The sequence below is a fragment of the Methylotuvimicrobium sp. genome (assembly GCF_050611805.1).
Taxonomy (GTDB): domain Bacteria; phylum Pseudomonadota; class Gammaproteobacteria; order Methylococcales; family Methylomonadaceae; genus Methylotuvimicrobium.
Map to the genome: position 1 here is coordinate 1 of NZ_JBNGHF010000047.1, position 22,696 is coordinate 22,696.

The following is a 22,696-nucleotide window of genomic DNA, read 5'->3' on the forward strand; positions in this document are numbered from 1 at the left end:
ACCGATCGATAATGCGGTAAAAAATACCGACATTAGCGTTCATTAATTTTCAACTAATGCGACAACTACGTTGACATTTACCGTTAGTTATAGGGATAAACTGCGCCTTGCTCAGTTGTTAATACAGGCAGCAAGAAAGGAAGAAGAGAATGCAAACCCGCAAAATCGATCAGAATCAGAAGTTACTACAAAAAGTTCCAAAATCATTACAACACAGGCGTTTGACGAAATTGACACCATAGGATACGTTGTTGAAAGGCCCTTTTAAAATTGAGACCGAGCAAGAAAAAGACGTTGGCCAATTCAATTAAGTCAATGTTTCAATTTCAGGGAGGCATTTCAGAGGCGGTTATCGACGCAATTATCAATGAACTTTAAAAGCGTAAGGATATAAAAATTGAGCAAAATAGCGTCAGTTATTTATAATCGAATTCACCTTGGCCATTGAGGTAAGTTTTTCTTGCCTTTAGGCTCTTCAATCCCCCCGCATCATTAACGGAGAAAATCTATGGAACTCTCAGCAGTTTTAACGCCAACCCCCGAAGGGGGGTATGTCGCCTTCAATCCGGAAACCGGCACAACTACACAAGGGGAAACCGTTGAGGAAGCATTGACCAATTTGCGTGAGGCAACCGAGCTTTATCTTGAAGAATTTCCTCTTATCGTCGCGGGACGCCCTTTGCTGACCTCATTTCAAGTACCGGAACATGCCTAAACTCCCGGTCGTGTCGGGAGCGGAGGTTGTAAGGGTTTTGCAGCGGTTGGGATTCGTGGTTGCACGGCAGCGTGGTAGCCATATCGTGATGCGGCGCGGGCCCTCGGGTTGCGTCGTGCCAAATCACGCCGAACTAAAAACTGGCACATTGAGTGGAGTTCTGAAACAGGCTGGTATTTCAGTAGATGAATTCGTTGAGGCGCTACATGCTTAAACATGCGCTCCAGCCGATTCCGCTAACGCTACGCCGCTGAGCTTGGCGTTAGGTTTTTTCATATCCACTTCATTTAAAAAAAATTTCGTAAGGAATTCTAATGTCTTTAAAAGTGTTAGGTGACATAAATGAAAATATACAGACCAAAATTAATGAGACTAAATTAAAAACAAAACAAATTCAAAAAGAAGATCTGCAAAACGCATTAGATATGTTCCGACTGGACGATACCCATCATCCGGAGAAGGTTTAGAAGCATTAATTACAAGACCATATGGCTATAATAATTGGAATGGCCCGTATGTGAAGGGATTGACAGCGGAATCTATTGATGATTTTTATTATGAAAATAATGGCTCCTCTAGCAAGGATACGGTTTTAAGTATCAGGTAGAATTGAATAGTAGTTTTCGAGCAATTAATAGCTTATGGAATTCGAGTGGGATCAAAATAAAGCAGAAAATAATCTGAAAAAGCATGGTGTAAGTTTTTCTGAAGCATCAACCGTTTTTGGTGACCCTTTGGAAATCACAATTGATGATCCTAACCACTCAAATGGGGAATATCGATTTCTTAGTATTGGTAAATCAGAACTGGGAAATCTTCTAGTGGTCTCAGTATACTGAGAAGCGAGAAAATATTATTCGTATCATAAGCGCTAGGCAAGCGACAAATCATGAGCGGAAACATTATGAATACAACAACTGATGAAATGCGTACTGAATATGATTTTTCAAAAGGCGTGCGGGGCAAGCATCATAAATCATATAGACAGGGTAGTAATGTAATTTTTTTAGATAAAGATGTGGCCAAGGTTTTTAAAGATTCTGAGTCGGTAAATCATGCCTTACGCTTGCTAGTGGAAATTGCTGGGCAGGAAATAGGCAAAAACCTAACCAAAGGATCAACTTGACCGCAAAAAGCGCCGCTCCTATTGTCGCTCTGCTTTTTGCGGTCAAGTTTCCCTTATCGTTAGACAGGCAGGCCATCAATGGGATTTACGCTCGAAAAAGTTGTACCGTGGGGACGTTCTTATGAAGAATACGTCAGCATGTTTGGCCTTTCGGAGGTCGATCTTGGACTTCGCATTCTTGGCTGTGGTGATGGCCCAGCGGCATTCAATACGGTACTGACCAAACAAGGTGGGAATATCGTCTCGGTAGATCCAATCTACGTTTTTGAGGCAGAACAGATCAGAGGCCGCATTTCCGAAACGAATGAAACCGTTATGGCACAAATGCGCAAGAACCAAGACGATTACGTCTGGGAAGCCATTCCGTCGATAGAGCAGCTTGGTAGTCTTCGCATGTCTGCGATGGAAATATTCCTCGCAGACTTCGATGCGGGAAAATACGAAGGTCGATACATCCCAGGGGAGTTACCATCGCTGCCTTTTGAAAATGGAAAGTTCGACATCGCCTTGTCGTCCCATTTTTTGTTTTTGTACAGTGCGCATTTGTCGGCAGAGTTTCATCTTCAGGCGCTTCAAGAAATGTTGCGTGTAGCTCGCGAAGTGCGCGTATTTCCAATGCTTACCCTCGACGGTGCTTCATCAACCCATCTCCATTTTGTGACCAAACATCTTGCAAACCATGGCTTCGTGGTTGAAATTAAGCGCGTACCTTACGAGTTTCAGCGGGGCGGCAATGAAATGTTGGTGGTCAAGCCCGTCTAACATGGCGCTCGAACTCGCTTTAAATTCTTCACTATAACGGGTTTGCATTTTTTACCTCTATAAAATTTTAGAGGCGACAACTATCCTGACACAGAGGGTTTTCGTCATAACAAAAAAATCAACAGCGACCACAAATAAGCGGTATGTTTTTTAATGGTCATTTTTTTATTAACATTAATGCCACTTGGATAACTCATCGCTTATCATTTGTGGCTCGTTATTTTGGTCGTTGGGTAGGTAAGTAGCACTGTAAACGTGCATTACTGAGGACGGTGGAGTACGGAGGGTAGTATGGATAAGGCAAAGATTGCGGCACGATCATCCATTGAGGTGACCTTGGAGGCGGATAAGGAGTACCACTGGTGTCAGTGTGGACGCTCGAAAAACCAACCTTTTTGTGACGGTTCCCACGCCGGAACAGGGATTACTCCGATTTCTTTTGTAGTGGAGGAAGAACAGGACGCGTGGTTGTGCCGCTGCAAGCAAACGGGTAGTGCGCCGTTTTGTGATGGTACGCATGCGACGCTGCCCAAGGACGTCACCGAGCTGGCTGTGCCCGACCGCAGCAGCGACAAGGACAAGGAACCGGCGCCGAAAAACACCGAGGAAGAGCCGACACTCGAGTACATCCACGCGATGGCCAAGAGTGGCCTCAAGGTGGTTGGGCGCGATGGCCCCGTGGATGCGATGGGCGTACCGCGTGAACGCCTGCCTTCATGGGACGACATCCAGATTCTGACTGCCCAGCTTGACCGCACGCCGCGGATGGATGATGCGCCCGTGGCGACGGAACTCGTGATCGGGCCGAATGCAAACAAGCCGCTACGCCTGAAGATGCCGCTGCTTGTCTCGGACATGAGTTTCGGCGCGCTGTCCGAGGAGGCCAAGTTGTCGCTGGCCAAGGGCGCGGAGCTGGCCGGAACCGGAATCGCCTCGGGTGAGGGCGGCATGTTGAAAGAAGCGCAACAGGCCAACTCTCGCTATTTCTACGAGTTGGCATCCGCCCAGTTTGGTTATGAAGAAAGCTTGCTGGCGAAGGTTCAGGCGTTTCACTTCAAGGCGGGGCAGGCGGCCAAGACGGGCACCGGCGGCCACTTGCCGGCGGCCAAGGTGACCGAGCGGATCGCCGCGGTTCGACATCTGCCCGCAGGGCAGGATGCCATTTCACCAGCGGCCTTCGAAAACCTCAAGACACCGGCGGACTTCGCCAATTTTGCGGCCCGTGTACGCGAGGTGTCGGGCGGCATTCCGATTGGCTTCAAGATGTCGGCACAGCACATCGAGAAAGACATCGACTTCGCGCTCGAGGCGGGCGCCGACTACATCATTCTGGATGGTCGCGGTGGCGGCACGGGCGCGGCACCTTTGCTGTTCCGCGACCATATTTCGGTGCCGACGATTCCCGCCCTGGCCCGTGCGCGGCGTCATCTTGACCGCAGCGAGCGCGGGGATGTCACCTTGATCATTACCGGCGGCCTGCGTACCCCGCCGGACTTCATCAAGGCCTTGTGTCTGGGGGCCGACGGCATCGCCCTTGCCAACAGCGCGATGCAGGCGATCGGCTGCATCGCGGCGCGCATCTGTCATACCAACCACTGCCCCAGTGGCGTGGCGACGCAAGACCCGCAGTTGCGCACACGGTTGCAAGTGGATGTGGCGGCGCAACGTTTGCAACGCTTCCTCACCAGTTCGGTGGCATTGATGCAAGTGATGGCTCGCGCTTGCGGCCACGAGCGCCTTTCCGACTTTTGCGTGGATGACCTGACTACGTGGAAGAAGGACATGGCCGAGCTTTCCGGTGTCGCCTATGGTGGCGCCTGTAAATTCTGACGGAGTCGTCTTCTTTCCAAATGACCCAACAAGGCGCTACAGTATCGCCCTGACACAGGGGGCTTATACAATCTAACCTTATTCGTTATCTTCAAAATGATAATCGCTGTCATTCGATAATGTAACACCCAAGACTAGTCTGTAACAAACTGTAACATTGGCTGTTTACTGTTTCTAATTGATTGTATTAATTTGACAATTGTGCAAATCCATAGGCCGCTGACTGTAACAGCTTATTGTTACAGTCAGTCAAATCTCAATTCCCATCTAATTAATAACATCAATATACCAATGGGTTATATTTATTATCGGTAGAGCGGAAGTGGCATGTTCCATGCATTGCTTTTAAAAACCGTTGTAGTTCCTATTCGCAAATTTTTTCAACGATTGTTTTTTCAGCCTCTTGATCGGCGTCCTTAATATCAATGTCATATCTGTTCAATGAAGCGAAAAGGGTTGAATAGCGGCATGTTTCGAAGTGGCCGAGTAAAAAAGTCCTAGATAATATTTTTAGAGGGGAATCGATATGCCTGTAACACTTACTTATCCCGGCGTCTACATTGAAGAAATACCCAGCGGCGTCAGAACCATTACCGGTGTCGCAACATCGATCACGGCTTTTATCGGACGAGCGAAGCGCGGACCCGATAACGAGGCCAAAGTCATCAACAGTTTTCCCGATTATGAAAGAATCTTCGGCGGGCTTGATCTCAATAGTTCGATGAGTTTTGCGGTTAGAGATTTTTTTATCAACGGCGGTAGTCAGGCCATTATTGGCCGTTTGTATCATGAGGAAGACGACGCTGCCTCGAATGCGATACTGACGGCCGATACTTTAATACTGGAAGCGGCTTATAAAGGCGCATGGGGAAATTATCTGCGGGCACGGGTCGATCACAATGTTTCTTCCGTAGTGGCGACGGCACAGGGCTTGGAAGAAGAGGACCTTTTCAATCTAACCGTTCGCGACACCAAAACCGGCGTCACTGAGCAGTATCTGAATGTTTCTGTAAAGCCTGGCCCCAGGCAAATCGACAAGGTTTTGGACAATCAATCCAAGCTCGTGCGAGTCAGCGGCGACTTGCCGGAAGGCCGGCCGGAGGCCAGCGATCCCCCGCAATCCGGCGAGGATCCTTTCGGCGATAACGATCCGGAAACGAATTACACGGTAACCACCGAGGCTTCCGATAGCGCTCCACTCGAAATCGGAGATTACATCGGCGCTGGCATGAGCGATGCCAAGCAAGGGCTTTATCTACTGAAACAAGCCGATCTGTTCAATCTGCTATGTCTACCGCCGGAGGGTGAAACTCCGGACTACCCGGAAGGACTGGTCGATGCGGCGATTGCGCTCTGCGAGGAAGAACGCGCGATGTTACTGATCGATTCACCGAGCGATTGGAGTGATAAGGACGCCGCTAAATCGGGCCTCGATGAAGTCGGCACGAAAAGCAAAAACGCGGCTCTGTTCTTTCCACGCCTCAAGCAACCCAACCCGTTACGCGACAATCAAATCGAAGAGTTCGTACCGTGCGGCGCGGTTGCCGGCGTGATGGCGCGCACCGATACGCAGCGCGGCGTCTGGAAAGCGCCGGCAGGGATCGAATCGACACTTCGCGGCGTACCCGAGCTGTCCGTCAAGTTGAACGATGCCGAAAACGGCGAATTGAATCCGTTGGGCATCAATTGTCTCAGGTCGTTTCCCATCATCGGCCGAATCGTATGGGGCGCGCGCACCTTGCGCGGAGCGGACATACTCGCCGACGAATACAAGTACATTCCGGTGCGCAGACTCGCGCTGTTCATCGAGGAAACCTTGTTCAGAGGCACGCAATGGGTGGTTTTCGAACCGAACGACGAGCCTCTATGGGCGCAGATTCGGCTGAATGTCGGCGCATTCATGCACAATCTTTTCCGTCAGGGTGCATTCCAAGGGACGACGCCCCGCCAGGCTTACTTCGTCAAGTGCGATAACGAAACGACGACGCAAAACGATATCGACCGCGGCATCGTCAATATCGTCGTCGGTTTCGCACCGCTGAAACCGGCCGAATTCGTCATCATCAAACTCCAGCAGATCGCTGGCGAACTTGAAGTTTAAAGGAGGTCTGTCATGGCACAGTTCAGCGTCAATCCGCAACGATTCGATCCTTATAAAAACTTCAAATTCCGCGTCAAATGGGACGGCAAATTCGTCGCCGGCGTCAGCAAGGTCGGCGCGCTCAAACGCAGTACCGAGTTGGTCGAACATCGAGAGGGCGGCGATCCGAGTACCTCGCGCAAGTCGCCGGGAAGAACTAAATACGAAGCGATCACGTTGGAGCGCGGAGTCACCCACGATACCGAATTCGAAAAGTGGGCCAACAAAGTTTGGAATTTCGGTTCCGGTTTAGGCGCGGAAGTTTCGCTCAAAGACTTTCGAAAAGACGTCATCATCGAGGTCTATAACGAAGCCGGTCAATTGGCGATTGCCTACAAGGTCTATCGCTGCTGGGTTTCCGAATTTCAAGCCTTGCCGGATTTGGATGCCAATGCGAATGCCGTAGCGATTCAGACATTGAAACTCGAAAACGAAGGCTGGGAGCGGGATTACGAAGTGGCCGAACCGGTCGAGCCTGAGTTTACCGAGCCGGAAGGCTAAAATCGGAGCTGATATCGTGAGAAGTCTGAATGCTATGGAATTATTGACTGTTTGGGAGCAAGGCTTGAGTCAACCGCTATTGCAAAGGGCACTCATCTTATTGGCCGTGGCGTTGCCGGAAAGCGAACCCGAAGAACTTACCGGCATGAGTATAGGCCGGCGCGATCGTCATTTATTGCGATTGCGCGAAAGACTGTTCGGTCCTCAACTGGTCAATACCTCGGTATGTCCGGCTTGTTCGGAACGAATCGAATGGGTCAACCGGGTTTCCGACTTATTGATACCGCAAGATGTGAATCAAGCAAACACCGACCGGTTTACTATCGACGTTGACGAATACAAGCTATGTGTTCGATTGCCGAACAGCTTGGATATCGCTGCCGTCATCGGCAATCCGGAGACCGAAAGCGCGCAGCGGCAATTATTGACCCGCTGCGTGCTTAACATCGAGCGATTCGGCGAATGCTTAACCGTCGAACGATTGCCCGATTCTGTCATCGATGCACTCATTCAACAGATCGAATTGCTCGATCCGCAGGCGGAAATCCGGATCGGCTTGAAATGTCCCGCGTGTGAGTATAGTTGGGATGCTCTGTTCGACATTGCCGGCTTGCTTTGGTCTGAGCTCAACGACTGGGCGGAACACATGCTGCAAACGGTGCACCGATTGGCTTCGGGTTATGGGTGGAGCGAGCGGGACATTCTCGAACTCAGCCCGGTTCGTCGGCAACTCTATTTGGGGATGCTGGGAACATGAGCACCTTTTTGCGAACTTTGATCGATCGTCACCAGGAACGCACCGCCGGCCGAGAGTCCGTGCACAAGGTACAACCGCGTCCGAAAGCGAGGTTCGAGAACGATACGGGATCGGATACTTTTGCATCGAGTACGCTCGAAACGGGTTCTGAATTTTCGGTGTCGCGTCGGTCGGATACTGACGTTAGGTCGGATACGAACCGGCATGATCCAAGTGCGGAATCTTTATTGACCACGGACATCCGGAAGATGGACAGACAGGCACAAGATTCTGTGCAGCCAAACAACGATAAACCGGCAATAGCTTCCGATTATGCCCCGCGCCTTGACGATTTGAACTCACGAATCGAAGCGTTAACTTCAAAGCTACAACGACAGTTATACGGTCAGGACACGTCGAGGACTGCGGACAACCAATCTGTCGAACCAAGTGAAATCGATGAAACGACTTCTGAAAACAACGGCCAGGCAAATCATAGGCAATGGTCAACAAACGACGATATAAATCATCGCATTCAAGCGATATTGCAAACCTTGCATCGCCAGCAACCGCATCAGTCCGGCGAAAAAAGCTCCCTGCAATCGATAAACCGTAGGACACCCGATCGCGCTGTGTCTGAGCTTGAGATAAGTCGACGACCTGAGAAGAACGTACCGGATGGGAATATTTTACCTAAAGAGCCTGTATTCAATATTCCGAGCATAAGCAGTCTGCCGGAGCAGGAAAAAATGCATCAATCCGGATTATTGCAAATTCCAGAGTGGTTAGAAGAAATGCGGGACGATCTTAGTGGTCGTTTGCAGGCTCTCAACGGCAACACGAAAACCGAGCCGATCGTAAACGTCACGATAGGCCGAATCGAAGTGAAAGCTTCACCGGCCGATTCGGTGAAACAGTCTAAGGTCAGGATTAACAAACCGAGCGGCGTGATGAGTCTCGACGATTACCTGAAACTCAGGGAAAGGAGGCGCTAGCATGAGCAGTTCGTCCGCGTTGGCAACCGTCACGGCAACGATGCATTATTTACTGACCAACGAGCTTGGCGCGAACGTGACGACGAAGCCGCCGAGCACCGCTCGCAATGGTTTAACCGGCGCGCAACTCAATCTTTTTCTATACGGCGTGCATTACAATTCGGCTTTCAGCAATGCGCCGCTGCCGGGATCGGCCCGAAACGGCGAACATGCCTATCCGCCGATGCCTTTGGTCTTGAAATATTTGATAACGGCCTACGGCGACAACGATGACGATATTTCGGCTCAAGTATTGATGGGACAAGCCATGAGCTTTTTTCACGATCGTCCGCTGCTGAGCCGCGGAGACATCGAAGGCATTAGCCCGGATTCCGATCTCCAACGTCAAATCGAGCGTATCCGTATCACGCATGATGCTTTGTCGTTGGACGATATGTCCAAGCTGTGGACCAGTTTTCAATCGGCCGAATACCGGCTTTCCACCGGTTACGAGGTTTCCGCGGTCTTGATCGAAAGCACACGCACCGGCCGTGCGCCTTTGCCTGTTCTGAAACGAGGCGAGGAAGACCGGGGCGGGCATATCATAGCGGCTCCTTCGGCCTCTCTTTCAGGCTTTCGGTTTTCGAATCAAAAACCGAGCGCCGAATTGGGCGATAGCATCGTATTACTGGGTGAACATTTGACTGCCGACAACACAACGGTGCGTCTGCAGCATCCCTTGTTGCATGAGCCGATCGAGCTTCAGCCGCTGCCTAATCCTACGGAAACCGAAATGACGGTTCAGCTGCCTTCCGTTACGGACGATGTTGAAGCGGGTTCAAAATGGCCGGCAGGGTTTTACGCCGTCTCGCTCATGCAGCAAAGACCTGGAATTCCTCAGTGGAGCAGCAATACATTGTTTTTGCCATTGTCACCACGCATTGAGACGATCGATCCGGCCAGTGCTCCGGCAGGGGATGTCGAGTTGACGATAGAATGCCTGCCGCAAATTTTGGACAGTCAGCAAGTCGTGCTGTTGTTCAGCGACCGCATCGTACCGGCCGATGCAATCGTTACGCCTGTTGATCCGGAGGCTAGAACCGAACTGACGTTCACGATCCAAAATGCCGCCTCACGGGAAACGCCTTATGTCGTTCGTCTCAGAGTCGACGGCGTCGACAGCATTCCGGTGGATTTTTCAGGTGCTACGCCACAATTCACCGATAACCAAAAGGTAAGCATCACATGAACGATCAAGCCGACTGGGTTGAAATCAACGACAAGCATCTAGCCGCGACCGTCGCTTGGCTTCGCCTGCGTTTGGAACGTCTAGCCCGATCCACCGAAGGGAAGACGAAAGCGGTTTCTTCGGATGAGCCGAGCAGGGCAAAGTCGGGATGGTTCGGACTTCCGAAGCAAACGGCTTCGAGCAATACGGCGCTTGACGAATCGATGTCGGAAAAAGATTCGATCGATCGGGTTCTTCAGGAAATGACCGACTTGGAAACCAACGCCCCTTCGCCTGCGTTGATTTTGTTGGCCAATAATTTGGGCTTGTCGAAATTCGACCGATCGGTATTGGCGCTTTGCGCGGCAATGGCGTTAGATACGCGAATCCCCGGACTGTGCGCGAAAGCGCAGGGTGATCTCAACAAACCTTATCCGACATTTGCACTGGCATTTGCCTTGTTCGACGAGCCGGACTGGAACGCCTTGTCGCCTCACGGTCCGCTGCGTTACTGGAGGTTGCTCGAAATCAACCAACCCGGCGCGATGCCTTTGACCGGCGCGGCGCTGATCGCCGACGAACGTATCGTCAATTATCTGAAAGGGCTCAATTATCTGGACGACCGGTTGACGCCGTTACTCGATCCGATCGGCATTCAAAAGATCGATGACAATTTGCCGCCATCGCAGCAGCAGACAGTCGATCGCATCGTGGCCCGACTGAAGCAGACGAACGGCTTCGAGCTTCCGCCGATGATCGAACTATTGGGACACGATTCGGCGAGTAAACGGCTCATCGCCGCACGATCGGCAACGTTACTGGGCTTGAATTTGCAAGCAATGGACCTTAAAAGCATACCTGGACAAACCGGTGATTTCGAAACCTTCATCCGGCTGTGGCAACGTGAATCGTTGCTGATGCCGCTGGCCTTGTATCTCGCTATCGATGGCGCCGCCGAGTCGGATCGAACGCTGCTCAAGCGCTTCATCGAACGCTGCAGCGGTTTGGTTTTCATCGATCTTGCAGACGCCAAGACCGAAACTCTCCGCGAGCGGATCACGATCGAAGTCGGCAAACCGACGCCGGCCGAACAGGAAAGGATGTGGGACGAAGTCTTGCAGGCGCAGGCCGGAGATCTTTCCAAACGGTTGGCCGGACAATTTTCATTCGACCAACATGAGATCCGTAGTCTAGCCCATGCCTCATCGGAACAAGCCGGAGCACCCTCGGAATTCAATCTATGGGAGTCATGCCGCGTCGCCGCGCGCGAAGGCATGGAGCAGTTGGCGCAACGCATCGATGCGAAATCTCACTGGGATGATTTAATTCTTCCGTTGGATCTCAAGTCCTTGCTTCGGCAAATTACCGATCAAGTCAACCGGCGTAATCGAGTTTACGACGATTGGGGCTTTCGAAGCAAACTGAATCGAGGCTTGGGGATCAATGCGCTTTTTACCGGGGAAAGCGGTACCGGCAAGACGATGGCGGCCGAGGTGATCGCCAATGAATTGCAACTCGACCTGTTTCGCATCGATCTCTCGGCGGTCGTCAGCAAATACATCGGCGAAACTGAAAAGAACCTGCGCAAGCTGTTCGATTCCGCCGAAGACAGCGGAGCGATCCTGTTCTTCGACGAAGCCGACGCGCTGTTCGGCAAACGCAGCGAAGTCAAGGACAGTCACGATCGCTACGCCAACATCGAAATCAATTATTTACTGCAGCGCATGGAGGCCTATCGGGGCCTGGCGATACTGGCGACCAATATGAAAGGCGCGCTGGACAAGGCCTTCATGCGGCGCTTGCGGTTCATCGTCGATTTTCCGTTTCCCGGCATTGAGGAACGCAAGCAAATCTGGAAAAGAGTGTTTCCGCCCGCCACGCCGGTCGATCCGGCTTTGGACTACCGTCGCCTGGCCGCGCTCAACTTGACCGGCGGCAGCATCCAGAACGTGGCGTTGAACGCGGCATTCCTGGCTGCCCAAGAAGAGAATGCCCGGGTGACGATGCCGTTAATCTTGAATGCGGCTCGTACCGAATTCAAAAAAATGGAAAAGCCCGCCAAAGAATCGGATTTCCGCTGGCTGGATCAGGCGGAGGTCAAATGAACATCAATTTGCATATCGAACGGCTAATTTTGGACGGTGTCGATATAGTACCCGCTCAGCAACATTTGTTACAAAGTATCGTAGCGAGCGAACTTGCCCGGATGCTTGCGGAAGGCGGACTTTCGCCTAGCCTGGCTCAGGGTACTAACTTGTCGCGCGTGTCCGCAAACGGCATTCAAATAAATGAGGGCAACAAGCCCGCGCAACTCGGCAAGCAAATCGCTCAATCGGTCTATGGAGGCATCGGTGATGAATAAAACAGCCGTTGTACCTTTGGCGAAATCGGAACGTTTTTTAGCACCTTTTCAGGGCATACTACAGCGCAAATGTGCCTGTGGAAAGCAAAGTATTGCCGGTGAAGAGTGTGAGGAGTGTGCGAAAAAAAGGACCGGTTTTCAACGAAAGCTTCGCATGGGTACAATCAATGACCCGCTGGAAAGGGAAGCCGATCAGATTGCCGAACAGGTATTGAATACGCCCGCTAATCCCGTCGTAAGTAGAGCAACGTCAAGTATCCAACGCTATACAGGACCGCCATTTGAACAAACGGAGGACGTTCCGGACATTCTAGATCAGGTTCTAGGCTGCTCTGGAAGCCTCATGGATGCAGCTTTGCGTAAAGACATGGAATCACGATTTGATCATGATTTTTCTCAGGTACGAGTACATCTTGGCGGCGTCGCCGAGCAATCGGCACGAGAAGTCAATGACCAGGCTTACACGGTCGGACGTAATATTGTCTTCGGAGCCGGTCAATTCGCACCGCAAACACACACAGGACGACGTTTACTTGCCCACGAACTGTCGCATGTGGTCCAGCAAACCGGGAATAGTTCACCCAAAATTCAAAGGCAGCCGGAAAAAGATCAAGGTCCATCTAGTGAAATCGGCAAAGCACTTGATAAAAACGATCTCTTTCAAAAATTGCCAAAAGCAGCACGCGATAAAATACTGGAGGAAATTGACAAAGCGCCCGAAACGATCACTAAAGCCGTTCTTGACAAGATAATTGATCTCGCGCCAATCGATTCCGAATATAAAGAAGGCTTGAAAAAGGCCGGCGAAGCAATCATTACAGCGGTTACCGGTAGAGAAGCCCCTTCAGTAAGCAAATGCGATGCCGTGTCCGGATATCATGAAGGCACATCTTCCACGTACAAAGGAATGTGCTGTAGAGGAAGTATTGAAAGTGAAATGACCTGTTGTCCAAAGGATAAATTCGCTCCCAACAATATACCTGTTTGCTGCAAAGGTGATGAGTATGTAACTACTGATTTCAAATGCGAGAAAGCATCGGCAATTGATTTCAGCACCATTTGCATGCCGCCCGGCAAAAAAGACGCATTGGGAAAATGCTGTATGCCCCCTTTAGATGTGATCAACGGAATGTGTGTCAATCCGCCTAAACCCAAACCGCCTCCTCAGCCATTCAGCATTAAATTTTCTTTAGGCGTGATTGATGATTACAACATAGATGAATCCGTTCTCAATAGCCGGCAGACCCTTCATTTCGAAAAAATCAAAAAGCGGATTCTTCAATATTTGGAATTCTGTCCATCCAGCATGATAACAATTATCGGATTCGCGGATAAACCGGGGACGGAAGAACATAATTTTGATCTTGGACAAAGAAGGGCCGATTACGTTAAGTTTCTGCTGCAACTTGAACTAATAAAAATAAATTTCAATGGATTTCCACCGCTACTTTTTTCACGTTCGGAAGGAGAAAACAATCCGGTTGATACGGAATCCGGCGAAAAATATTCCGCACGGAACCGAAGAGTCGAAATTGAATTTAATTCACTCTGTCCGCCGATCAGCAATCTCTCTAGTACACCACTTCAGATTGATTCACCATTGCAGTCGGGGTTCTCTCAGAAGTTGAATATAGGAAATTTCTAGATGATGAGGGAGAAAGCGCAACATCAGCTAAAGCAGGACAACCCCTTATCCAGGCCGGTTTCAAGAGGCGTGATGCAACAGAAATGCGCTTGTGGTAATCGTGCGATCGTCAACGGGGAATGTGAGAAATACGCGAAACAAAAGAGCAGTTTACAAAGGAATTTTGCTATTAGATCTAGTGACGATCCGCTGGAAAAGGAAGCTAGCCGGGTTTCCGATCAGCTGTCGGCAACACTGGTGCGTTCAGTTGCCAATAGCTCGGTAATGCGTATTCAACGCTTAACGGGGCAACCATCCGGCCGGATGGATACAGTGCCCGTCAGCGTGGGGCAGGCTCTTGCCGAACCCGGAAGCCCTTTGGAATCAGGGTTAAGGAATGACATGGAACAACGGTTTGGCTACGATTTTTCCCGCGTACGTACTCATTCCGGTGCGCTAGCCGGGCAATCCGCACAAGAGGTGAATGCTGATGCCTATACAGTGGGTTTCGATATTGTATTCAGTCCGGGCCGGTACGTACCCGGAACACACGAGGGACGGAAGCTAATGGCCCATGAACTGACCCATGTGGTGCAGCAGTCGGGCGTAGAGGGAATTCGTGATGGGCAAAGATATGGCGGATGGGGTTCGTCGCCTCTTGCCGTTCAACGATCTCCCGCAAATTATGACAACCAATTATTTCAAGACGTTGGTGGAACTCTGCCCTACCGTGAGGCTACTAATTTGCTTGATTGCATTCGGATCATGGGGCCTGGAAGCGCTGAATTTTGCCGTCGGGAGGTGTTGGGAGAGGAAATTATACCGGAGACTTCCGTTCCCTCCGCTCCCACGAACCCGGTCTTCACCGGAGCGACTGCCGGCGCCAAGAGTCCGCGTATAAAAAGTATGGAGAATAGCAGGGGGTGTGCATATACCGTCGTTTATTCAAAACCACGGAACGTGGATTGCGATACGGTTTATAAAAACGAACATGGGAAAAACCCGCCCGAGCCTCTCTGTGGTGTGTCGTTAGTTTATGACATCACTTCGGTAAGCGCTATTGGCAGAAAATGCCCCAAATTAGATGGACTCAAGGTATCCGAAGTAGTCAAGGGAGATCAGGGCTGCACACCTCCCGGTTATGTCTGGCCGGCTCCCAAGCCTTGTGTGATCGGATCCGGCGGCAAGTTAAGCGGGTGTACGGATACTCTCACTCTCTGCGGACCAACCCTTAATCTCCAGGGGAATGGCTGTACCGAGATTGTCGACCAGGAGATTGAAGTGGGAGGGCAACTTGCGGAAGAGCATGAGATCATCTTCGAACTGAAAAAGAGCGGCAAGGATTGTACTGGAAAAGTTACCCGAAACTGACGTCAATACTGGTTTTAAGCGAGACGGAGCCTAAATGAAACTTAATTTGCATATAGAACGGCTAGTTATATACGGCGTTTACGTTGCACTTGATCAAAGTCATTCGATTGGTCGGCAATAATTCGATGCAAACCCCACAATCGGTGTATGGGAGACTCGGTTATGAATAAAGCGACAGTTGCTCAGCAAGCCGGAGCAGCAATTTTTTTACCTTCCGCACACGGAATACTTCAGCGCAAGTGTGCTTGCGGCAATCATACGGTTGCAGGCGGAGAGTGTGTCGAATGTACAAAGCAAAATCGTCGCCTGCAACTAAAGCTTGCCATCGGCGCAAGCCATGATCCGCTGGAACAGGAAGCGGATCGGGTTGCTGAGCGAGTGCTGACAAAGCCCGCGCATTCCGCTTTTAACAGCTCGCCTCTACGCATACAACGCTTGGCGGGGCAGGCAGCCGAGGCCGAGTATACCGTGCCCGCCAGTGTCGATCGTGTGCTTGCCGGTACCGGTGCGCCATTGCAACCGGCGTTACGGCAAGACATGGAATCGCGATTTGGTCAGGATTTTTCTCAGGTACGCGTGCATTTGGGTGCTGTTGCCGAGCAATCCGCCCGTGAAATTAATGCCCATGCCTACACGGTGGGGAATAATATTATATTTGGTTCTGGCCAGTATTCACCGGGGACTTACCAGGGACGGCGATTACTTTCACATGAACTCACCCATGTTATTCAGCAGAACGGGAGCAAGCATTCTGAAATCATTCAACGTGCAGAAGTGGATGACCGTTCTTGTACCGGTCTTACGGATATTGCGCCTGACATCGATGCAAAGGTGAATTCCGAGATTGCGGCTGCAAGGACATCTGCTCCTACCCCATTGGTTGTTGCGGATTTTCTGAAAGATGTGGCTGGCCGCGTGGGTGGAAAGTTGGTGGGGTCAATCGAGAAATTTATTCAAGGGTTGCCTGCCAGTAAAAGAACCGACCCGGCTCAGAATCTTTCGGGAACGAAGTTCGCGGGAGTCAGTAATGTAAATAAGTTCTATAACCTTCACACTCTCGGCGCGGTAAAAGTCGTTGGTCCTGCCGCCAATGTCAAAGGTATTTGTACCGGAGCGGATAAATTCGGACATTTTTTTGAGGAAGGATTTTTTTATTTCCAGCTTTCTAAAGCGGGAGCAACTGCAGCAATGTTGAATGATGTGGGGAGTTTTCTGGAAATAAGCCCAATTCAAGGGCTCGGTGTGACGGGTGTTTTCTCCAACGCCGATAAGGCTGCCAATCTTGCTGGAAAAAAGTTCTATGAAGACCTTGAGGCTGATCCCGGCAAGTACAAGTTCAGTGTAAGTAACTACCTCACTAAAGATTGGAACGAGACTACAAACCCAAGCTTCTATGAATCTGGAGAAGGCAGCATCATTTGGAGCAATCTCTTGACCGGCTTATGGGATGGACATTTTACGTCCGGCGGGGGGACTTCGTCACCGATCAAAGCTGAATTGGATCTCAAAGCCACAGCCGGGGGTAGCTTGACCGGGACCAATCAGTGGCCTGCAGGTGCGGCTAAACCCAACAAAGAAAAAATCAAAAACGGGAAGATTACCCATATAACTACGGCCGTGTCCGGAATCGATCCTAGAAGTGCCCCGCCTACACCGGTGTCCGCCACACCCGTCAGTGGTATCAAGATTGATTTCGAATGGGAATTGCGAAAAAGTTCCGGCAAGGGAATATGGTCGTCCGTCGATGAACAAAATCTTGCCGGTACCTGGGGGATAGGCGCTTCAGCAAGTAATGGGGGAAAATGGCGGTTGAAAAAGCGATGAGCCTTATACTTTAGACTCATCATCTGGCAAAGGCAGGTTTTGACCCAAGGGTATTCACTAGGCACGTTTAATAAATAAGAAGGATGAATGGCTAAGGCTTGGTTATCCAGTAGCTTTTCGATATTCGTCTCTTGTCGGATGGACTAAGGATTTGGTCGTAAATAACGTCCCTATTTTAAGGAGGGTTCCAGGACGTTATTTATCACGAAATCCTAACCAACGTGCAATACATGCAGCGAATAAGCATGAGCCAGAGCAAACAGATATGAGTGATGTAGCCGTTGAATTGAGGGTAATCAAATGAACAAAAAATCAAAAACCTACACCTACCGCTGCGGCCATAAAGTCGAGCTGGAAAAAAGCCCCGATCAAATGGTCATCAGAGAGGTACCCGAGAATTTGGATGATGCAACTATCGTGTCATCCGAACAGGTTTCACCGTCATCGACGCGTATCAATACCAGCGAGACGAATTTGGAAGCTTTGATGGCAAGGAGCCGGTCCGTGGCGCCGACTCATCATGCCTATTACGAGGCCGAGTCCGGGAATGAGTTTTTGATTACGGACCGGGTTTTCGTGACCTTCAAGGAAGCGCTTGCCGACGAACAGGTCGATGCGTTTGCCGGACGTTACGGGTTGATAAAAAAAGAGGCATACAGCGATAGGGACTATCTGTTTCAACTGACCAATCATACCGGCATGAATCCGGTCAAATTAGTGGTGAAATTGACCGAGGAAGAACCATTGGTCGAAGCGGCGGAGCATGACTTGAACCAACGTATGACGACTTATGCATTGGCGATTCCCGCCGACCCCGAATATCCGAAACAATGGCATCTCCATACCCGGTTAAACCATGCCGACTTCGATTCCCGTTCTTCGAGCCGATGCGAAAAGGCCTGGAATCTCTTGAGCCATTTCGGAAACGAAGAGGTCGTGATTGCGGTTTCCGATGATGGCTGCAAGCTGGACCACGGCGATTTCGACTCAGAGAGTAAATTCGCCGGTTGGGGTTATCTGCGGGGGGAGCGATTGATCACTTCCGCCGATATCGATGCGGTACCGGGCCAAATGTACAAACCGGGTTCTAATCACGGGACTTCGTGCTGCGGCGTGATAGGTGCGGAAGTCGATGCTTTGTTGACGGTCGGCGCGGCGCCGGGTTGCAGGTTGCTACCCATTCAATGGGAGTCGTCGGGTCCGTCTTTATTCATCAGTGATTCCAAATTGCTGACCGTTCTGAACTATATCTCCGATAAGGTAGAAGTGATGTCCAATTCCTGGGGCGGTGTGCCAAGGAGCGAATGGGCGCAACCGGTCATTAATCGGCTCAAGACCTTGGCTCAAACCGGCGGGCGCCGGGGCAAAGGCATCGTCTTTTTATGGGCGGCCGGTAACGAAAATTGCCCGATCAACCATACCGGCAATCAAGACGTTCCCTACGATCATGGCGTCGAGGTTCAGGGTGGTGCCTTGGTTTGGGTGGGTGTCAAGAAAACCCGGTTTTTCCGAAACAATCTGGTCGGCATTCCCGGCATCATGCATGTGGCGGCTCTGGCCAGTAACGCGATGCGAAGCCACTATTCCAACTACGGTCCGGGGATTATGCTTTGCGCGCCTACCAATAATGTCCATACCTATTACAGAATGACCGTGCGCGGTCTCGGAATCACCACGACGACCGGTCAGGCCGGTAGCGTGACCTCCGGCTTCGGCGGTACGTCGAGCGCAACACCGTTGGTGGCCGGCATTGCGGCGTTGACCATATCGGCGAATTCTAGCTTGAGTGCGTTGGACGTCATTTCGATTCTGAAACGAACCGCCTCGAAAGACATCGATTTCAGTGCTTATCCTAAAACTCCGCCGGCCAATTTCGATCCCGATACCGGTTGGGATGTCTCGCCGGTTGCGCCTTTCGACAAGGGCGATTTTGTCGATAACGGCGATGCGGACGGTAGTTGGAGTCCATGGTTCGGTCACGGCCGGGTCGATGCCGAAGCGGCTGTTGCCGAAGCTTTGAAACTAAGGGAGCCCGCGGGCGAACTGAGTTTTCAAGACACGTCCTCGCCGAACAAAAGTATTCCCGACAATAACGCCACCGGCATCAAGGACAAAATTACCTGTTCGGACAGTTTCTCTATCCGCGATGTCAGCATTCGCGTGGATATTGTCCATACCTATATCGGCGACTTGCGCGTCAGTCTGGTATCCCCCTTCGGCATTGCCGTCATACTCCATGATCGGGCCGGCGGAAGCGCCAATGATTTGAATCGGGAATTCACCGTTCTTTCGACCCCCGGATTACATGGCCTGTCCGGGCAATCGTCCGAAGGCGGCTGGGTCCTTCATGTCCAGGATTTGGCGAGAGCCGATCGCGGCAGATTGACGAGTTGGTCGCTGCAATTAAATGGGCATCGACAGGTCTCGGTTAGCGTTTCCGATAATCCGGGTATGATCATTCCCGATAATTCGGCTGCCGGTATCTCACGGTCCTTGAACGTCGTCGAAACGGGTCGTCTGGATAACATCGACGTGGATATCGATATCACGCACACCTATATCGGCGATTTGATCGTCGAACTGCGAGCACCCGATAGTACATCGGTCTTATTGCATAACCGCAGCGGCGGGTCGGCGGATAATATTATCAAGACTTATTCGTTGTCGAATACCGCCGGTTTACAAGCGCTTCGGGGAACGATGATACAGGGAGACTGGCAACTCAAAGTCATGGACCGCGCCCGCGCCGATCAAGGCAAGCTAAACCGCTGGGCCTTGCATTTGACCGCAATGTAACCGGAGAGCATCGAATGACCACGTTTCCCGGTTCCCCAAAATTGATCAAAGGCGGTATCGTGCTGCTCAACCCTAGCACCAGTGCGGTATTGCGTATCATTGCGTTGCAATACAATCCGGATACGCTGACCCGCAGTCTGCAGGTGCAGGCGGTCGGCGGCGAAGGCGGGGACCGTTCCGAAGCGTTGCGTCTGAAAGGCCAGCCGGTGGAAACGATCAAGCTGGATGCCGAGATCGATGCGGCGGATCAGTTGGAGTTTCCCGAGCAGAATCAAAATGTCGCCCGGTTGGGCCTGCATGCCCAATTGGCCGCCCTGGAAACCACGGTCTATCCGACCAGCGCAAAGCTCAACAGCAATAACGCTCTGGCGAGTTCCGGGACTCTTGAAATCGCGCCGATGGAATCTCCGTTACTGTTGTTCGTCTGGAGTAAAAACCGCATCCTGCCGGTAAGGCTGACCGAGTTCAGTATTACCGAAGAAGCCTTCGATCCGGCATTGAATCCGATTCGCGCGAAAGTCAGTCTGGGCATGCGGGTTCTGAGCGTCGACGATCTCGGTTTCGATCATAAAGGCGGCAGTCTGTTCATGACTTATCTGCAAAACAAGGAACAACTGTCCGCGCAATTTCAGGGCGGCTCGCTCACTCATTTCGGCATAGAGGGCATATCATGAACGATCCTTTGTCAGCCATGTTGCAAGCCGGCGTTTTCGGTAACGCCCTGTTTCCTGCAACCAGCCGCTATCACGGTATTCAGACCAAAATACGGGAAACGTCGGACGGTAAAAAGGTCATTTATCTCCAGCGGCGATTCGTGCCGCAACCGGAACGGTTCGAGCTGTTGCAGGAACATGTCGTGACCGAAGGCGAACGGCTCGATAACATCACCGCGCATTATCTGGGCGATCCGGAGCAATTTTGGCAACTCTGCGACGCCAATCGGGCGATGCGTCCCGACGAACTGACCGAAAGAATCGGACGAAGACTGCGTATTACTCTGCCTGAAGGCATTCCGGGGGTGCCCGATGCTTAAGGATGTCCATTTGTCGCTGATGATAGGGCCGGTCGTGCCGATTCCGGCTACGCGAGTCGTGATGGAGCATTTGGACAGCATCGAAGTGACCGTCAAGGACAAGGGCCCGAGCGCGTTTCAAATTTCGTTCGGCCTGAGCAACAAATCGCCGTTGCAGATACTGTTTTTGTTGAGCGGAGGCAAACCGCTGTTGTTCATGCGTGTGGTCATCGTCGTGACCTTGAGCGGCAGGTCGGAAGTGATCATGGACGGCGTCATTACTCATCACCAAATCAAGCCGGGAAGTAACGGTTCGCAATCGACGCTGACGATCACCGGCGAGGATTTGACGGCCTTGATGAATCAGCAGGATTTCAGCGGCTTTCCGTTTCCGGCGACGCCTGCGGAAGCCCGTGTGCTCTTGCTGTTGGCCAAGTATGCGATTTTGGGCGTCTTGCCGATGGTGATACCCAGCATCTTGGTCGACGTGCCGTTGCCGACCGGCAACATACCCGGTCAGCGGGGAACCGATCTGGCCTATATCAACGCGTTGGCGGATCGGGTCGGCTATGTCTTTTATATCGATCCCGGTCCGAAACCCGGAATGAACGTTGCCTACTGGGGGCCGCAAATCAAGATCGGTATTCCGCAACCGGCGCTGAATGTCGACATGGATGCGCATACCAACGTCGAGAGCCTGAGTTTCCAATTCGATAATCAAAAAAACAAGATTCCGACGGTGTTCATCTATAACGAACTGACTAAGGTCGTGTTTCCGATTCCGCTGCCGCCGATCACGCCTTTGAATCCGCCGCTGGGGCTCGTTCCGCCGTTGCCGACCAGCATCGGCGATTTGAAACCGGTACGCGACGATTTATCCAAACGCTCGATTCCCCAGGCGATCATGATCGGCTTGGCGACGGCCGCCAAATGGGCCGAGGCGGTTACCGGAAGCGGCGAACTGAATGTCTTGCGTTACGGACGGGTGTTGAAGGCGCGGCAATTGGTCGGCGTGCGCGGCGCGGGGCCGGCTTTCGACGGCTTGCATTACGTGATCGGCGTCACGCATAAGATCAAGCGGGGCGAGTACAAGCAAAGTTTCGAATTGAGCCGTAACGGCCTGATTTCCACGATTCCGAAGGTGATGCCATGAACGAGCAAAACCAAAACACGGAGGCCCGCTATTACGGTAAATATCGAGGTACCGTAATCAACAACATCGATCCGGAGCAACGCGGGCGGATCATGGCGATGGTGCCCGATGTATTGGGATTGACGCCTTCCAGTTGGGCAATGCCTTGCGTACCGATGGCGGGAAAACAGCAAGGCGTGTTCATGGTGCCGCAAATCGGCGCGGGCGTTTGGATCGAGTTCGAGCAGGGCGACCCGGATTACCCGATCTGGGTCGGCGGATTTTGGGGCGTAGCGGCGGAGGTTCCGGCCTTGGCTTTAGCGCCCCCGCCGATACCGCCGGGACAAAACATCGTCATGCAGACTACGGCTCAAAACACGCTGATCATCAGCGATTCCGCTCCTACACCGATCAGCGGCGGGATCGTGTTGAAAAGCACCAGTGGCGCGACGATCGTCGTCAACGACTCGGGTATTTATATTCAAAACGGCAAGGGCGCCAGTCTGGTCATGGCCGGACCGACCGTCACGATCAACAACGGCGCCTTGGTCGTCATGTGAGGA

24 protein-coding genes are annotated in these 22,696 nt (G+C 51.6%); all 24 read left to right on the forward strand.

What is annotated here, in order from left to right; all coding sequences use genetic code 11:
• Positions 1–70: 70 nt before the first annotated feature.
• The 24 genes from ACRJJO_RS17640 to ACRJJO_RS17755 all read left to right on the forward strand — a co-directional run bounded on the left by ACRJJO_RS17640 (position 71) and on the right by ACRJJO_RS17755 (position 22,693).
• Entirely contained in the window at positions 71–268 is a 198-nt protein-coding gene (locus tag ACRJJO_RS17640) for a hypothetical protein (protein ID WP_431066948.1), read from the forward strand.
• Between the two features lie 240 nt (positions 269–508).
• Positions 509–715, forward strand: coding sequence for a hypothetical protein (locus ACRJJO_RS17645; RefSeq protein WP_014148229.1), 207 nt, complete (start codon positions 509–511; stop codon positions 713–715).
• The gene (locus ACRJJO_RS17650; protein ID WP_431066949.1) at positions 708–929 is read left to right on the forward strand and encodes a type II toxin-antitoxin system HicA family toxin; all 222 of its coding nucleotides are present in this window, start codon (positions 708–710) and stop codon (positions 927–929) included. Before ACRJJO_RS17645 ends, ACRJJO_RS17650 begins: the two co-directional genes overlap by 8 nt.
• Positions 930–1,029: 100 nt before the next feature.
• A complete protein-coding gene (locus ACRJJO_RS17655) occupies positions 1,030–1,182 on the forward strand; it encodes a hypothetical protein (RefSeq protein WP_431066950.1) in 153 nt (50 codons plus the stop codon).
• A gap of 8 nt (positions 1,183–1,190) precedes the next feature.
• The gene (locus ACRJJO_RS17660; protein WP_404361431.1) at positions 1,191–1,322 is read left to right on the forward strand and encodes a hypothetical protein; all 132 of its coding nucleotides are present in this window, start codon (positions 1,191–1,193) and stop codon (positions 1,320–1,322) included.
• Positions 1,323–1,356: 34 nt separating this feature from the next.
• Positions 1,357–1,554 carry a BrnT family toxin gene (locus ACRJJO_RS17665; RefSeq protein ID WP_431066951.1) on the forward strand — a complete coding sequence of 66 codons (198 nt, stop codon included), beginning with the start codon at positions 1,357–1,359 and terminating at the stop codon, positions 1,552–1,554.
• Between the two features lie 65 nt (positions 1,555–1,619).
• Positions 1,620–1,841: a hypothetical protein gene (locus tag ACRJJO_RS17670; RefSeq protein ID WP_431066952.1), complete on the forward strand. Its 222-nt coding sequence runs from the start codon at positions 1,620–1,622 to the stop codon at positions 1,839–1,841.
• A 78-nt stretch (positions 1,842–1,919) separates the two neighbouring features.
• The gene (locus ACRJJO_RS17675; RefSeq protein WP_431066953.1) at positions 1,920–2,603 is read left to right on the forward strand and encodes a class I SAM-dependent methyltransferase; all 684 of its coding nucleotides are present in this window, start codon (positions 1,920–1,922) and stop codon (positions 2,601–2,603) included.
• Positions 2,604–2,894: 291 nt separating this feature from the next.
• Entirely contained in the window at positions 2,895–4,433 is a 1,539-nt protein-coding gene (locus ACRJJO_RS17680) for a glutamate synthase-related protein (RefSeq protein WP_431066954.1), read from the forward strand.
• A gap of 526 nt (positions 4,434–4,959) precedes the next feature.
• A complete protein-coding gene (locus ACRJJO_RS17685; RefSeq protein WP_431066955.1) occupies positions 4,960–6,534 on the forward strand; it encodes a phage tail sheath family protein in 1,575 nt (524 codons plus the stop codon).
• Between the two features lie 12 nt (positions 6,535–6,546).
• Positions 6,547–7,074, forward strand: coding sequence for a phage tail protein (locus ACRJJO_RS17690; RefSeq protein ID WP_431066956.1), 528 nt, complete (start codon positions 6,547–6,549; stop codon positions 7,072–7,074).
• Between the two features lie 16 nt (positions 7,075–7,090).
• The gene (locus tag ACRJJO_RS17695; protein ID WP_431066957.1) at positions 7,091–7,831 is read left to right on the forward strand and encodes a hypothetical protein; all 741 of its coding nucleotides are present in this window, start codon (positions 7,091–7,093) and stop codon (positions 7,829–7,831) included.
• Positions 7,828–8,805 carry a hypothetical protein gene (locus ACRJJO_RS17700; RefSeq protein ID WP_431066958.1) on the forward strand — a complete coding sequence of 326 codons (978 nt, stop codon included), beginning with the start codon at positions 7,828–7,830 and terminating at the stop codon, positions 8,803–8,805. Before ACRJJO_RS17695 ends, ACRJJO_RS17700 begins: the two co-directional genes overlap by 4 nt.
• Position 8,806: 1 nt before the next feature.
• The gene (locus tag ACRJJO_RS17705; RefSeq protein ID WP_431066959.1) at positions 8,807–10,033 is read left to right on the forward strand and encodes a DUF4255 domain-containing protein; all 1,227 of its coding nucleotides are present in this window, start codon (positions 8,807–8,809) and stop codon (positions 10,031–10,033) included.
• A complete protein-coding gene (locus tag ACRJJO_RS17710) occupies positions 10,030–12,117 on the forward strand; it encodes an ATP-binding protein (RefSeq protein ID WP_431066960.1) in 2,088 nt (695 codons plus the stop codon). Before ACRJJO_RS17705 ends, ACRJJO_RS17710 begins: the two co-directional genes overlap by 4 nt.
• The gene (locus tag ACRJJO_RS17715) at positions 12,114–12,374 is read left to right on the forward strand and encodes a hypothetical protein (protein ID WP_125219275.1); all 261 of its coding nucleotides are present in this window, start codon (positions 12,114–12,116) and stop codon (positions 12,372–12,374) included. Before ACRJJO_RS17710 ends, ACRJJO_RS17715 begins: the two co-directional genes overlap by 4 nt.
• Entirely contained in the window at positions 12,367–14,019 is a 1,653-nt protein-coding gene (locus tag ACRJJO_RS17720) for an eCIS core domain-containing protein (RefSeq protein ID WP_431066961.1), read from the forward strand. Before ACRJJO_RS17715 ends, ACRJJO_RS17720 begins: the two co-directional genes overlap by 8 nt.
• Positions 14,020–15,369, forward strand: a complete 1,350-nt coding sequence (locus ACRJJO_RS17725; protein ID WP_431066962.1) for a DUF4157 domain-containing protein — start codon at positions 14,020–14,022, stop codon at positions 15,367–15,369. It abuts the gene before it with no gap.
• Positions 15,370–15,531: 162 nt separating this feature from the next.
• Positions 15,532–17,193 (forward strand): DUF4157 domain-containing protein, encoded by a 1,662-nt coding sequence (locus ACRJJO_RS17730; RefSeq protein WP_431066963.1) that lies wholly within the window; start codon positions 15,532–15,534, stop codon positions 17,191–17,193.
• A gap of 300 nt (positions 17,194–17,493) precedes the next feature.
• On the forward strand, positions 17,494–19,989 hold the full coding sequence (locus ACRJJO_RS17735; RefSeq protein ID WP_431066964.1) for a proprotein convertase P-domain-containing protein: 2,496 nt from the start codon (positions 17,494–17,496) through the stop codon (positions 19,987–19,989).
• A 14-nt stretch (positions 19,990–20,003) separates the two neighbouring features.
• Entirely contained in the window at positions 20,004–20,663 is a 660-nt protein-coding gene (locus ACRJJO_RS17740) for a hypothetical protein (RefSeq protein ID WP_431066965.1), read from the forward strand.
• Positions 20,660–21,022: a LysM domain-containing protein gene (locus ACRJJO_RS17745; RefSeq protein ID WP_125219282.1), complete on the forward strand. Its 363-nt coding sequence runs from the start codon at positions 20,660–20,662 to the stop codon at positions 21,020–21,022. The genes ACRJJO_RS17740 and ACRJJO_RS17745 overlap by 4 nt, the downstream gene beginning before the upstream one ends.
• Positions 21,015–22,154, forward strand: a complete 1,140-nt coding sequence (locus tag ACRJJO_RS17750; protein WP_431066966.1) for a hypothetical protein — start codon at positions 21,015–21,017, stop codon at positions 22,152–22,154. Before ACRJJO_RS17745 ends, ACRJJO_RS17750 begins: the two co-directional genes overlap by 8 nt.
• The gene (locus ACRJJO_RS17755) at positions 22,151–22,693 is read left to right on the forward strand and encodes a phage baseplate assembly protein V (protein ID WP_431066967.1); all 543 of its coding nucleotides are present in this window, start codon (positions 22,151–22,153) and stop codon (positions 22,691–22,693) included. The genes ACRJJO_RS17750 and ACRJJO_RS17755 overlap by 4 nt, the downstream gene beginning before the upstream one ends.
• The last annotated feature ends 3 nt before the right edge of the window (positions 22,694–22,696 follow it).